General features: G+C 72.3%; 15 protein-coding genes. 6 read left to right on the top strand and 9 right to left on the bottom strand.

Features of this window, described 5'->3' with window-relative positions; translation table 11 throughout:
- Positions 1-11 precede the first annotated feature (11 nt).
- Positions 12-938: a zinc-binding dehydrogenase gene (locus ABGB14_RS39780; protein ID WP_347649031.1), complete on the bottom strand. Its 927-nt coding sequence runs from the start codon at positions 936-938 to the stop codon at positions 12-14.
- Between the two features lie 78 nt (positions 939-1016).
- Between ABGB14_RS39780 and ABGB14_RS39775 the strand changes: the two genes are divergently transcribed.
- From ABGB14_RS39775 to ABGB14_RS39765, 3 genes are read left to right on the top strand one after another with little or no spacing between them, the layout of a single operon-like run.
- A complete protein-coding gene (locus ABGB14_RS39775) occupies positions 1017-1643 on the top strand; it encodes a helix-turn-helix domain-containing protein (RefSeq protein ID WP_347649030.1) in 627 nt (208 codons plus the stop codon).
- A gap of 16 nt (positions 1644-1659) precedes the next feature.
- Positions 1660-2448 carry a hypothetical protein gene (locus tag ABGB14_RS39770; RefSeq protein ID WP_347649029.1) on the top strand — a complete coding sequence of 263 codons (789 nt, stop codon included), beginning with the start codon at positions 1660-1662 and terminating at the stop codon, positions 2446-2448.
- Positions 2445-3188, top strand: a complete 744-nt coding sequence (locus ABGB14_RS39765; RefSeq protein WP_347649028.1) for an MBL fold metallo-hydrolase — start codon at positions 2445-2447, stop codon at positions 3186-3188. Before ABGB14_RS39770 ends, ABGB14_RS39765 begins: the two co-directional genes overlap by 4 nt.
- Here ABGB14_RS39765 and ABGB14_RS39760 read toward each other — a convergent pair.
- The 4 genes from ABGB14_RS39760 to ABGB14_RS39745 all read right to left on the bottom strand — a co-directional run bounded on the left by ABGB14_RS39760 (position 3169) and on the right by ABGB14_RS39745 (position 6045).
- Positions 3169-3603 carry an NUDIX domain-containing protein gene (locus ABGB14_RS39760; RefSeq protein WP_347649027.1) on the bottom strand — a complete coding sequence of 145 codons (435 nt, stop codon included), beginning with the start codon at positions 3601-3603 and terminating at the stop codon, positions 3169-3171. The two genes, ABGB14_RS39765 and ABGB14_RS39760, sit on opposite strands and share 20 nt — an antisense overlap.
- Positions 3596-4324 carry a YbgA family protein gene (locus tag ABGB14_RS39755; RefSeq protein ID WP_347649026.1) on the bottom strand — a complete coding sequence of 243 codons (729 nt, stop codon included), beginning with the start codon at positions 4322-4324 and terminating at the stop codon, positions 3596-3598. Before ABGB14_RS39755 ends, ABGB14_RS39760 begins: the two co-directional genes overlap by 8 nt.
- 81 nt (positions 4325-4405) lie before the next feature.
- Positions 4406-5062: a DUF47 family protein gene (locus ABGB14_RS39750; protein ID WP_347649025.1), complete on the bottom strand. Its 657-nt coding sequence runs from the start codon at positions 5060-5062 to the stop codon at positions 4406-4408.
- Between the two features lie 26 nt (positions 5063-5088).
- Positions 5089-6045, bottom strand: a complete 957-nt coding sequence (locus ABGB14_RS39745; RefSeq protein WP_347649024.1) for an inorganic phosphate transporter — start codon at positions 6043-6045, stop codon at positions 5089-5091.
- A 341-nt stretch (positions 6046-6386) separates the two neighbouring features.
- On the opposite strand from ABGB14_RS39745, the gene purU reads away from it, so the two are divergent.
- The gene (gene purU, locus ABGB14_RS39740) at positions 6387-7241 is read left to right on the top strand and encodes a formyltetrahydrofolate deformylase (protein ID WP_347649023.1); all 855 of its coding nucleotides are present in this window, start codon (positions 6387-6389) and stop codon (positions 7239-7241) included.
- 6 nt (positions 7242-7247) lie between these two features.
- Here the strand turns inward: purU and ABGB14_RS39735 are convergent, their stop codons facing one another.
- The 4 genes from ABGB14_RS39735 to ABGB14_RS39720 all read right to left on the bottom strand — a co-directional run bounded on the left by ABGB14_RS39735 (position 7248) and on the right by ABGB14_RS39720 (position 11185).
- Complete coding sequence (locus tag ABGB14_RS39735; protein WP_347649022.1) at positions 7248-7898, bottom strand: DUF6461 domain-containing protein; 651 nt, start codon at positions 7896-7898, stop codon at positions 7248-7250.
- Positions 7899-7969: 71 nt separating this feature from the next.
- Positions 7970-8320, bottom strand: a complete 351-nt coding sequence (locus ABGB14_RS39730) for a VOC family protein (RefSeq protein WP_347649021.1) — start codon at positions 8318-8320, stop codon at positions 7970-7972.
- Positions 8317-9117, bottom strand: a complete 801-nt coding sequence (locus ABGB14_RS39725) for a helix-turn-helix domain-containing protein (RefSeq protein WP_347649020.1) — start codon at positions 9115-9117, stop codon at positions 8317-8319. Before ABGB14_RS39725 ends, ABGB14_RS39730 begins: the two co-directional genes overlap by 4 nt.
- A gap of 10 nt (positions 9118-9127) precedes the next feature.
- Positions 9128-11185: a prolyl oligopeptidase family serine peptidase gene (locus tag ABGB14_RS39720; protein ID WP_347649019.1), complete on the bottom strand. Its 2058-nt coding sequence runs from the start codon at positions 11183-11185 to the stop codon at positions 9128-9130.
- Positions 11186-11466: 281 nt separating this feature from the next.
- Here ABGB14_RS39720 and ABGB14_RS39715 point away from each other — a divergent pair, with 281 nt between their 5' ends.
- Both ABGB14_RS39715 and ABGB14_RS39710 read left to right on the top strand, forming a co-directional pair.
- On the top strand, positions 11467-11973 hold the full coding sequence (locus ABGB14_RS39715) for an HNH endonuclease (RefSeq protein ID WP_347623960.1): 507 nt from the start codon (positions 11467-11469) through the stop codon (positions 11971-11973).
- A gap of 44 nt (positions 11974-12017) precedes the next feature.
- A complete protein-coding gene (locus tag ABGB14_RS39710) occupies positions 12018-12812 on the top strand; it encodes a GNAT family N-acetyltransferase (RefSeq protein ID WP_347649018.1) in 795 nt (264 codons plus the stop codon).
- The last annotated feature ends 1 nt before the right edge of the window (position 12813 follow it).

The raw sequence follows: 12813 nt of genomic DNA, 5'->3' as shown, positions 1-12813 counted from the left end.
GCCGGTGGCGCTCAGATGCGGAGCAGGGTCTTGCCGGTTACGCCGCGCGCCTCGATGGCGGCGTGCGCCGCGGCGGCCGACTCCAGGGGGAACGTCGCACCGATGGTGGGCCGCAGGCGCCCGGCGGCGGCCAGCGCGAGCGCCTGCCGGGCCAGCTCGCGCATGTCCGTCGCGGGCCAGGCGACCGCCGTCACGCGGGGGTCGGGCTTCGTCATCGGGCCGCCCGCCATGCCGTACACGCTGATCCTGCCACCGTCCTTGAGCAGCCTCTGCGCGGCCGCGCCGGTCTCGCCGCCGACGCCGTCGAAGACCACGTCCAGCCCGCCGGTGGCCGCTCGGACCAGCTCCGTCCAGCCCGGGTCGGTGTAGTCGACGGTCAGCTCGGCCCCCAGGCCGGCCGCGAGGTCGCGCTTGGCGGCGCTGCTCGCGGCGCCGACGACGCGGGCTCCGGCATCGCGGGCGAGCTGCACGAGCAGGCTCCCCACGCCACCGCCCGCGGCCTCCACCAGCACCCACTCGCCGGGGCGGGGCGCCGCGGCGGTCGCCAGGCCCACCGCGGTGCGCCCGTCGGCGAGCAGCGCCACCGCCGCCTCGGGCGACAGGCCCTCCGGGATGGGGATGAGGTCGCCGGCCCGGGCCACCGCCAGCTCCGCGTAGCCTCCGTAACCGCCGAGCGTGCTCACCACCCGCGTGCCGGCCAGCGCGGGGTCGACGCCCTCGCCCGTGGCCTGCACGGTGCCCGCCACGCCGTTGCCCAGGATCGCGGGCAGCTCGGCCGCCCGCGGCCCGCGACCGCCCCGCACCTGCGTCTCCACGAACGTGATGCCCGCCACCATGACCTTGATCAGCACCTGTCCCGGCCCGGCGACAGGGTCGGGCATTTCCTCCAGGACCAGTGTCTCCGGCCCTCCGCACCGCCGCACCACCACCGCGCGCATGCCACAACCTCCCTTGATCGGAGCGATTCGCTCCGACAAGTGTAACGGAGTGGCGCGCTCCGGAATATCCTGGACGCCATGAGCAGACGCGGCCGGCAGGCCGAGGCGGCGCGCAACGATCTGCGCCTGTTGCGGGCGGCGCACGAGGTGTTCACCACACAGGGGTTCGACGCGCCGGTGTCGGCCATCGCCAAGCAGGCGGGCGTGGGCATGGGCAGCCTCTACCGCCGCTACCGCACCAAGGAGGAGCTGCTCCAGCGCCTGTGCCTGATCGCCATGGAGCGTGCCGTGGCGGCCGCGCAGGACGGGCTGGCCGAGGCCGACCCGTGGGACGGCCTGGTCCTGTACGTGCGCACGTGCGTGGAGTTCCGCTCCGGCGCGCTGGCCCCGGTCGCGGGCACCATCGAGGTGACCGCCGAGATGTGGCGGGTGGCCAGGCTGGCGGAGGAGACCGCGGACCGGCTCGTCGCCAGGGCGCACGAGGCGGGCGTGCTCAGGAGCGACGTGACGGCGCTGGACGTCTCGCTGCTCATGGAGCAGTTCAGCCGCCCGGCTCCAGGCCCGCCCGACGACGAGCATCGCAAGGTCAGGGACCGCCTGCTGGCCATCGCGCTCGACGGCCTGCGCGCGCCCGGCGCCACCGAGCTGCCAGGAGACCCGCCGAGCGTCGAGTGGTACGAAGGTCGATGGGGGAGCGCGCCGTAGGTCTACGGTGGGGTGCGTGTCGTTCAACGAGTTGCTCCGTGACCTCGATGCCGGCGCCAGCGTCCAGGCCGCGGGCATCAGACGCGGCTACGGCGGGCCGCCCGCCCGCCAGGTGAGCATCCGGTCGGGCATGGCCCGCCTGCGCTGCGCCTCCCTGCTCAAGCCGCTGTACGCGTGGGTGAGCGCGGGCCGCGTCACCGACGCCGAGCGGTGGCGCCGCCACGCCGAGCCCGCCGTGGTCATCTCGTCGAACGCCGACACGCTCAACCTGTGGCTGGCCGTCGGCCCCGAGGTCATCCTCGACGACATCCGCCGGCGCACGGGCGTTGCCTGGTCACCGCCGAACGGAGACCCGTCAAGGTTCGGCTCGGTCGAGGTCGCCGCCGACGAGGTCGCGACCGCGTACGCGGTGCTCGCCCAGGCCGGGGCGGCCGGCGATCCGGCCGCCGGGACCGTCATGGAGTGGATGCGGCAGGTGGAGGGCCCGCAGACGTTCGGAGCGCGCGAGGCGACGCGCTCGCCGGAGGCCGCGGTCAAGTGCGGCTGGTACGGCGCCCCCGACGAGGCCTGCCTGCGCACGCACGCCGTGACCGTCCTGCCCAGGGGCGGCACGCGCACCACCGTTGCCGTGGCGCTGACCGCGCTGCCCTACACCGGTCCGCGCGAGCGCGCGGTCTACCAGGAGCAGGTCAACCAGGGGCTGTCCGTGGAAGCCGAGCACGAGAAGGTGGCCGGCATGCGGCTGCGCGGGCTGCTGGCGGCGACGCTGGCGGAGCTGGGCCACTCGTCGGGTGGCGGCGCGTGAGGTTCACGGTTCTCGGCGGCTGCGGCGCCTGGCCGGCGGCGGGTCAGGCGTGCAGCGGGTACGTCGTCGAGGAGGAGGGCTTCCTGATCTACGTCGACCCCGGCTACGCCACGCTGCCCAGGCTGCTTGAGCGCCGGCAGGCCGGCGAGGTCGACGCGGTGCTGATCACGCACGGCCACCCCGACCACTGCGCCGACCTCAACCCGCTGCTGCGCGCCCGCGCGCTCGCCGGGCGGCCCGTTCCCCCGCTGCCCGTCCACGCTCCGCCGGGCGCGCTCGACGCCGTTCTGGCGCTGGACGGCGGGCGCATGCTGGCCGGCAGCTTCGTGGTGCACGAGCTGGCGCCCGGCGTTCCGCGGCGCCTCGGACCCTTCCGTCTCGACTCATTCGACCTGCCGCACCACGTGCCCAACGCGGGGCTGCGGCTGAGCGGCGGCGACCGGGTGATCGCCTGCACCGGCGACACGGGTCCGTCCGGCTCCTTGGTGGCGTTGGCGAAGGATGCGGACCTGCTCGTGGCAGAGGCGACATATCCGGAACAGGTGCCGGATGAGGATGCGCCGTACCTGTCCAGCGCCCTCGACGCGGGCCGCACCGCGGCGTCGGCCGGCGCGGCCCGGCTGCTGCTCACTCACCTGTGGCCCGACACCCCGCCCGAGCCCGCGCTGGAGGCGGCCGCCACGTCCTACGACGGCCCGATCGAGGTCGCGTCCGCGGGCGTCACCGTGGATCTGCCGTGAGCGCCGCCACGACCTCGGCCAGCAGGGGAGGCTCGACCCCCGCGGGCAACTCCTCGGCCCAGGCGTAGCCGCGGAAGACGTGGTGCTCCTCCTCCGTCAGCGCCTTGGGGACCACCACGGGACAGACCTCGTCGAACACCGCCAGGAAGAACGGCTCCGTCTTCACGTACCGGACTCCGAGCCACGAGAAGTCGCGTCCGACCTCGACGCACCTGCCGGACACGGCCGAGGCCGGCAGCCCGGTCTCCTCGGTCAGCTCGCGCCTGGCCGCCTCCAGCGCCGTCTCTCCGGGGTCGATGCCGCCGCCCGGCGGCTCCCAGACGTCCACCCGGCCGACCGGGTCGTACCAGTGCATGAGCAGCACCCGGCCGTCACGGTCGAGACAGACGACACGCGCCGCGGGACGGTCACTCACGCTCTCCTGTGGGGCATTCATCCGGAGAGAGACTACCCAGGGCGTCCCGCAGGCCGTCGGGGTAGGGCGCGAAGTACGTCTGGCCGCGCACGTAACCGGTGGCCCGCCGGCGCAACAGCGTCGCGGGGTGGCTCAACGGCGCCCGGCCCGCCTGGTAGGCCTCGATGGCGGCCAGCGCCTCGTCCCGCCTGGCCGGGTCGAGACCGAGCATGCCGAGACAGTGCTGCAGCACGTTGACGTTCTTGCCGACCGTGGCGGGGGTGGCGAGTGCCCGCCGGAACGCTTCGGCGTACTCGCCGGCCACCTCGCCGAGCGGGCGGGCGCCGGCCCCGGCCACCACCCGCCCGGCCTGGCGGTATCGCGCGGGGTCGTGGGCGAGCACCTGCATCTTGTGCCGGGTGTGGAACTCGACCAGGTCGCGCGGCCCCCAGTCGCCGCCCAGCAACGTACGCAGCCTGGCGTGCGCGAAGATCCGCTCCGCGAAGGCCGCCAGCGCCCGCGCGTCGTCGCCGGCCACGAGCAGCGGCAGCGCCCTGCCGCCTCCCGGGCCGCCTCCCGGGACGCCCCCCAGGTCGCCGCTGTCGGTGACGCGGCCGTCCACGCCGATCTCCCCGGCCGTCCGGCTGGGCACCCACTCGACGTACGGTCCGAGCACGCCGGCAAGGAGGCGGTCGTCCGCCGGAAGACGGTCGACCGCCACGCGAGGCCGTACGGCGGGCATGTTCACAGTGGAGCCCGGCGGCGCCGGGCCGGGCAACCAACCGCGGGAAGATCAATGCCGGTCTTCGCCAAGGGCGGCGCTTCAGCGCTTCATCGCGCCGTCGGCGATCGCGTCGGCGGCGTCGCCGATGGACACGCCCACGATCTCAAGGCGGCGCACCAGCTCGCGCTGCTTCATCGCGTCCGCGGTGAGCTCCCCCGAGAAGATCCGCGAGATCTCGTACTGGTACATGCGCCGGATGGCCCCACCCGCCTTCTTCGCCTCCAGCGCGTCCTGCACCACCGCGGAGGGCCGGGAGGCGAGGTCGCGGACGGCGTTCTCCAGGGCGTCGATGCCGACGATGACCTGGTCGAGCAGGGGGGTGAAGCGGATCTGGTCGGGCACCCGGTAGAGATGGGACTCGCGCACGAAGTCCCGCAGCGAGTCGAGCACGTCGTCGATCGAGCGCGACAGCCTGAACAGGTCCTCGCGGTCGATGGGCGTGACCAGGGCCGTCTTGAGCTCGTCGACGAGCCGGGCCCGTTCCTCGTCGCCGAGGTGCTCGATCGAGCGCATCTGCTCATGCGCGCCCGTCCTGCCCACCTCACCGCCGATCATGGCCATGGCCAGCCACGCGCCCTCCTTGGTGGCTTCGAGCTGCCCGAGCAGCGCCTCCGTGAGCGCGCTGTCCATACGGCCGGTCATGAGGTCCCGGATCCGCCGCAGCCGCTTCACGACCCGGCCGCCTTCGATGCGCAACGGCGCTCCACCGCTCGTCCTCCCTTTCATGACAGGTCCACGCTCGCGATCCCCTTCACCATCGACGCCAGTGCCCAGCCGAGCAGTCCGCTCGCCGGCAGGGTCAGCACCCAGGCCACAACGATCTTGACGGCGGCGTACCAGCGGACCCGGCCGCCGCCCTGCGCGACGCCCGCGCCGATGAGCCCGCCGGCGATGGACTGGGTCATGCTCACCGGCATGCCGACGCCCGCGGAGGCGATCACCGCCGTGCCGGCGGCCAGCTCGGCCACGACTCCGTGCGGGGGCCGGGAGGCGATGATCTCGCGGCCGAGCGTACGGCCCGCCTTCGGCAGGCCGTACAGGGTGCCGAGGCCGAACAGGACGGCCACCAGCGACGTGTACGCCGGCGGCGCGTCCGTGAAGCCCATCGCGATCATGAACACGGCCAGCATCTTCTGGCCGTCGTTGGCCGCGTACGCGAGGGTCTGGAGCAGGAAGCCCGCCCAGTGCCAGCGCGGCAGCGCGCGCGCCGTGGTCACCGAGACCAGGACCCGGATGAGCGCCCAGGCCAGCAGGCCCCCCACGAAGGGAGCCGCCAGCCCGAACGCCAGCACCAGCCCCACCGACCCCGCCGAGACCGGCAGCCCCCAGCCCAGCCCCGCGCCGGTGAGACCGCCCACGACGGCGAGTGTGAGGCTGGTCGGCCGGCCCTTCGCGCTGAGCACGGTCACCACGATGAGCGCCGAGACCACCGCGCACGTCATCGCGAGGCGCCCGCCCGGCTCGTCGAAGGTGGCCAGCCTGGTCACGAACGTGAGCGCCACCTTGTGCGTGACCAGCGGAACCAGCGCCACCATCAGCACCAGCACGAGAACACCGGTCGCGGGGCGCACCGTGGGCAGTTTGAGGCCCGTCGCCAGGACGGCGCCGCCGTCGTTGACGCCGGAGACGACGGCGAACAGACCGGCGACCACGATCAGCACGACGGCGTCCAACGGCAAGCGCTCCATCCCGGCCCGCCCTGCCCGGGCGGGGCCACCTCGATCCACTCACGGCACTCATGGCGGAAAGACGACTGCCCCGTGACCCCCGGATACAGTCTTTCCTGATGACGACGAACTACCCGTGTTCGTGTGGAAGATGGATGAAGATCCAGTTATCAGGGTGTTCGCCCCGGCTGAAGGTTGTGGGGTCAACCCCTGCTCACCTGCCTGTGACCGGACACTTCGCCGCCCCCGACCGCACATCGGCGGCAGGTACTCTCGGACGTGGTCGCCACGGTTGTACGCTGCCTGCACCGACCGCAAGGCGCCCGCTGACCCCACGCCCGCGAGAGTGAAGCATGACCGATCCCGCCGAATACATCCTGACATTGTCGTGTCCCGACCGGCCCGGTGTGGTGGCCGCCGTCTCCGGCCTGCTGGCCGGGCGCGGTTGCACCATCATCGAGAGCCAGCAGTTCGGGGACAGGGCCGCCCAGCGGTTCTTCATGCGCGTGCAGTTCGCGGGCCCGCTGGGGGAGGACGAGATCACCAGCGCCTTCGCCGAGCTCGCGCCCGACTTCGGCATGGAGTTCAGGCTGCGCGACGTGGCGGTGAGGCCGCGGGTGCTGATCATGGTCAGCAAGTTCGACCACTGCCTGAACGACCTGCTCTACCGGGTGCGGGCCAAGTCGCTCGACATCGAGATCGTCGCGGTGGCCTCCAACCATCCCGACCTGCGCCCGCTCACCCAGGCGCACGGCATCGACTATCACCACCTGCCGATCACGCCCGAGACCAAGGCCAGGCAGGAGGCCGAGGTGCTGGCGCTGGTCGAGCACTATCAGGTCGACATGGTGGTGCTGGCCCGCTACATGCAGGTGTTGTCGGAGGAGCTCTGCGAGAAGCTCGCGGGCCGGGCCATCAACATCCACCACTCGTTCCTGCCGTCGTTCAAGGGCGCCAGGCCCTATCGCCAGGCCCACGACCGCGGGGTCAAGCTGATCGGCGCGACCGCCCACTACGTGACCTCCGACCTCGACGAGGGGCCGATCATCGAGCAGGAGGTGGCCAGGGTCAACCACAGTCACTCGCCCGAGGACCTCGCGGCCATCGGGCGTGACGTGGAGTGCGTGGCGCTGGCCAGGGCCGTCACGTGGCACGCGGAGCAGCGCGTGCTGCTCGACGGGCACAAGACGGTCGTCTTCCCCCGCTGAGCTCTTCTAGGGCTCGCCGATGGCGCCGACGAGCAGCGGGCCCGACAACAGGCCGGCGGTGAACTCCACCCCGGTGATCCGGGCCGCCAGCAGGAACGCCCGGGCCAGGCCGTTGGCCGACATGTCCTCCCACCGCGCCTCCCACCCGTCGTCATCCTCCTCGGGGGTCAGCCCCACCTCGCGCATCAGCTCGTTGAGCCGGTCCTTGTCATCGCCGTGCCGCTCGCTGGGCATGATGGGCCGGAAGGTGGTGACGACGGCGCCGTCGATCGCGTAGCTGAAATCGTCCTCCGCGTAGTCGTGCCTGCTGACGGTCACCACCTCACAACCCCGCGAGAGCGGCTCGATGACCTCCGGCGACGTCGCCGTCCAGCCCCACAACTCGATCGCGACGGACCACTCGCCGAGCGGGACCACGCCGACGTGACCGCCGCCGTCACCCCCGGCGGTCTCCTCGACGAACGCGTGGACCTCCTCGTCCAGCTCGGCGAAGCCCATCTCCCTGCCCGGCGGCTCGGCCGGGCCGAAGCGGCGCAGCACCTCGGCGGGGCCGAGGCCGCGGAAGAAGGACACGCAGAAGATGTCGCCCAGGGGGTTGCCCGGGTCGCCGTCGGCGGCCTGGAGCCAGCGGTAGGGGGCGAGCGGATCGTTGGTCATGCCCCCGGATCGTGGCAGGCGCCACCGACAGAAACCCGTCAGAAACCCGACAGGAGCCCGGCATGAACCCGTCAGGGCCGGTACGTCCCGAAGTACCAGGCGTTGCCCTCCGGGTCCGCGCAGCCGTACTCACGTGACCCGTACGGCTGGTCCACGAGGTCCATCGTGATGCGGGCCCCCGCGGCCCTCGCGCGGTCGTGGTGGGCGTCGACGTCGTCGGCCGCGACGTAGATCCCCGGCCCGCCGGGCTCACCTTGGCCGATCATGATGATGTCGTCCCCGACGATCAGTTCGGCGTGGTTGACGGCGCCCTCGTCGTTCTTGGCCACCTCGTGCACCCTGAACCCGAACGCGGTGATCAGGAAGTCGAGCGCGGCCTGGCAGTCGTGGTATCTGGCCAGTGCGTAGACGGTTCTGCTCATGCGTCTGAGCGTGCCCGCTCCGGCGGCTCGGGTCTTGGACGAATCTGACCGGGCGTCGTGTCGCCCAGCACCCGGAACTCACGGTTCATGTGGGCCTGGTCGTAATAGCCGCACTCCGCCGCCGCCAGCGCGATGGGGATGCCCGCCCGCACCAGCCGCGCCGCCCTGCCGAACCTGATCACCCGCGCGGCCGTCTTCGGCGTGAGCCCGATCTGGTCGTGGAAACGGGCGACGAGATGGCGATGGCTCCAGCCGAGCGACTCGGCCAGCGACGACGCGCTCAGGCGGCCTCCCGACTCCAGCAGCCGGGCCCACGCCCACGGCAGCTCAGGACCGACCTCAGGGCCGGACAGGATGCGCTCGCACAGGAGCCGGTCGGCCAGCGCCAGCCGGGCACGCCATGACGGCGTCCCGGCCAGCCTGCCGACCACCGTGTCCTCCCACGCCCCTGGCAGGTCGCCGACCGGCACGACCCGGTTGGTCAGATGCCGCATCGGCAGGCCGAAGAGCCGGCGCGCCCCGAACGGCGTGAGGAACACCTCCACACCCTCCGTCGGCCCCATCGTGCGCGTGACGGTGAAGCGGTCGCCGAGCCCGCCCGCGAACGCAGAGACCCGCTGCCCCTGCACCTCCATCGGCGTGCCGAAGGCGAGGATCAGCACGGCCCCCGGCATCGCCGTCTCGGACCTGGTCACCGGCTCGGCGTATCGCTCGCTGTAGGCGCACAGACGCGTCACGTAGGGGCGCAGGAGGGCACTGGGGGCGGCCTCGAGCATGGCCAGCCCCAACGCGTTCATGCCGCCGAGGTTACAAGCCGGTGTGCCGTGCCAGGAAGGTGAGCGTGTCGGCCGACAGGTCGACCGTCCTGCTCACCGAGCGGGCGCCGTGGCCCACCTCCGTCTCGTTGCGCAGCAGCACGGGACGCCCGCCCGTCGTGGCGTGCTGGAGCGCCGCGCACATCTTCCACGCGTGCATCGGGTGCACGCGCGTGTCGGACTGGAAGACGGTGAAGAGCGTCGCGGGATAGGCGAGCCCCTCGTCGACGTGGTGGTAGGGCGAGTAGGCCCGCAACCAGGCGAACTGCTCGGGGTCGTCGGCGGAACCGTATTCGACGTTCCAGGTGGCGCCGAGCCCGAACTTCTCGTACCTGATCATGTCGAGGAGCGGCGCGGAGCAGACGACGGCGGAGTAGAGGTCGGGCCGCTGCGTCAGCGCGGCGCCCACGAGCAGGCCGCCGTTGGAGCCGCCGGAGATGCCGAGCTGCTCCTTCGTGGTGACGCCGGTGGCGATGAGGTGCTCGGCGGCCGCGTGGAAGTCGTCGAACACGTTCTGCTTGTTGGCCAGCATGCCCGCGCGGTGCCACTCTTCGCCCTCCTCACCGCCGCCCCGCAGGTTGGCGATGGCGTAGACGCCGCCCGCCTCCACCCAGGCCAGGATCGAGGCGGAGTAGCCGGGCGTCATGGACAGGCCGAAGCCGCCGTAGCCGTAGAGGATCGTGGGGCGGGGGCCGGAGGCGTCGCCGGCCGGGGAGATGACCAGCATGCGGACGTCGGTGCCGTCGTGAGACCGGTAGACGACCTGCGAGGTGCGCACCTCCGGCACCTCGACCGCGCCGGGAGAGGCGGCCCAGAGGGTGGTCTCGCCCGTGCGGGCGTCGTAGCGCTGGATGGTGGGCGGCGTGGTGTTGTCGGTGTAGCCGAACCACGCCTCGTGGCCGCCCTCGGGACGCTCGGCGATGCCGCCGATGGAACCGAGGCCGGGCGCGGGCACCTCGCCCACGCGCTCGCCGGTCTCGAGGTCGTGCACGGTGATCTCGCTGATGGCGTGGCGGGTCCAGCCCACCAGCATGACCGGGCGCTCGAGGTCGTCGAGGATCGCGAAGTCGCTCAGCACCGCCTCGGGATCCTCGGGGACGAGGTCGCGCCAGGTCTCGAACCCCGGCGCGGCCGGGTCGGCGAGGCACACCCTGCCCCGCGGCGCGTCGCGGTCGGTGTGGACGTAGAGGCGGCCGTCGCGGCCGAACACCAGCGCCGACTGCGCGTCCACGCCCTCCTGCACCACCCGCAGCTCGGGCCGGTCGGCGGGGGACTCCGTCAGGTCGGCCACCCAGATGTCGTTGCGCGGCGCGGTGCCCTCGTGCGCCGAGACCTGCAGCCAGCGCCCGTCACGCGAGACGGAGACGCCGTAGTAGTTGGTCAGCTTCAGGCCCTGCCCGAAGATCATCACGTCGTCCTCGGTGGAGGTGCCGACGCGGTGGAGGTAGACGCGGCGGTGGAACTGCGTCTCGTTCTCCGGCACCTCGGTGCTCGGCAGCCGGCGCACGTAGTAGAACGCCTCCCCGCCGGGCAGCCAGGCGACGGGGGAGTAGCGGCAGCGGTCGATGGGCCCCTCGACGCGCTCTCCCGTCGCGACGTCCATGATGTAGAGGACCGACTCCTCGTTGCCCCCCACCGAGATCTGGTAGGCGAGCAGGCGGCCCTCCTTGTCGGGCTGCACCGCGTCGAGCGTGGTCAGACCGGAGGGGTCGATCTCGATGGGGTCGATCAGCGCCCGCTCGGTGCCGTCGGGCTCGACGACGTAGTAGACGGCGTGCTCCTGGTCGGGGGTGCGGCGCGAGAAGAAGTGGCGCCCGCCGCGCCAGGCCGGCACGCCCACCGAGCCCGACCTGAGCAACTCGGCGATGCGGCTCTTGAAACGCTGCGGACCGCGCTCCCGGCCGAACAGCTCGGCCTGCGCGAGCAGCCATCCCTTGGTCTCGGGACCGTCGGGGTCCTCGAGCCACCGATAGGGGTCGGGCACGGGTGTTCCGTGCAGGATGTCACTGGTTTCTTCGCGTCGTGCGGTCGGGTACGGCTCTCGCGTCATGCCAGGAACCCTATGCCAACGGGGATGCGTAAAGCGCTGGTCGAGCGGGCATAAAACGTACCGTGCGTCCCTTTAGTCAGTCCGCCGGATGCTTTTGGGGTGGCGGGGACCACGGTACAAACGCCAGACTTGGTGACAGGACGGTGCCGTGGTGACCATCCGCTGGGCCGTCCGGCGGAGGTCCACGTGACGGAAGCACGAGTGCCCCAGGAGGGCCCGACAGGCGGGACATGCCGCGGCATGTCCCCTTTGATACGCGCGCAGCAGGGAGAGGCCCGATGATGCGCCAAGTCCTGCTGCTCAACGCCACCTACGAGCCGCTGACCACCCTCTCGCTGCACCGGGCCATCGTGCTGGTGCTGCGGGAGAAGGCCGACGTCGTGCACCGCGACGGCCGGGGCGCGGTGCTGCGTTCCGCGAGCCGTACGCTCGACGTGCCTTCGGTGATCAGGCTCCGCAGATATGTCCGCATTCCCTACCGGTCGCGCATCCCTCTGACCAGGGCCGCTCTCATGCGACGCGACGACTACCGCTGCGCCTACTGCGGGCAGCGGGCCGAGACCATCGACCACGTCATCCCGCGGTCCAGGGGAGGCACGCACACCTGGGAGAACTGCGTCGCCTCCTGCACGACCTGCAACCACAGGAAGGCCGACAAATACCTGGAGGAGCTGGGGTGGACGCTCCGCGTCAGCCCGGCGGTGCCACGGGGCGCCCACTGGAGGCTCATCGGCGCCTCGCTCGTCGGAGACCCGCAGTGGGCGCCCTACCTCGAGGCCGCGGCCTGAAAGGTTTTGATGCGGAGGTTCGCGTCCTGACACCATGAGCAGGCATGTGGACCTTCACCTCAGAGGTTGAGGAATACGCCGCGGTCGCCGAGCCCTTCCTGCTCGGCGACCCGGTGCGCAACACCGTCCCGCTGACCGTCCTCGCCAACCTGCGTGCGGGCATGCCCGCCAAGGACCCGCTCTTCGGCTGGTGGACGGTGGACGGCGAGGTTCGCGGCGCGGTCTTCCGCACCCCGCCGCATCCCATCGGCCTGTTCTCGATGCCCGTCGAGGCCGTCGCGCCCCTGGTCGAGGCGCTCGACCGCGAGCTGCCCGCGCTCGTGGGCCCCGTCGAGCTGACCTCCGAGGCCATCCGGCTGCTCGGGAAGCCCGGCAGGGCGGTGTCGGAGCGGCTCTACCGCCTCGGCGCGCTCACCGTGCCCGACGTGCCGGGCCGGGGCAGGGTCGCCGTCCCGGGCGACTTCCCGCTGCTGGTGAGCTGGTATCACGCGTTCCACGACGAGGTGGCGATGCCCGCGGCCGACCTGGCCGAGCGGGCGGCGCAGCGGCTGGCGCGCCGCGAGCTGTTCGTGTGGGAGATGGACGGGGCGCCGGTCTCGTTCGCCGGGCTGTCACCGGCGGCCGGCGGGGTCTGCCGCATCGGGCCCGTATACACACCGCCTTCGTGCCGCAGGCGCGGCTACGGCGCCGCCGTCACGGCGTTCGCCAGCCAGACGGGCCTGGCCGAGCGGTGCGACCATGTCGTGCTCTTCACCGACCTCGACAACCCGACGAGCAACGCCATCTACCAGGCCATCGGCTACGAGCCGGTGTCCGACTACGCGCATCTCACCTACTGAC

Source organism: Nonomuraea sp. B10E15, assembly GCF_039871615.1.
In the GTDB taxonomy this organism is placed as follows: Bacteria; Actinomycetota; Actinomycetes; order Streptosporangiales; family Streptosporangiaceae; genus Nonomuraea.
This window is presented reverse-complemented; position numbering and strand designations above follow the sequence as displayed.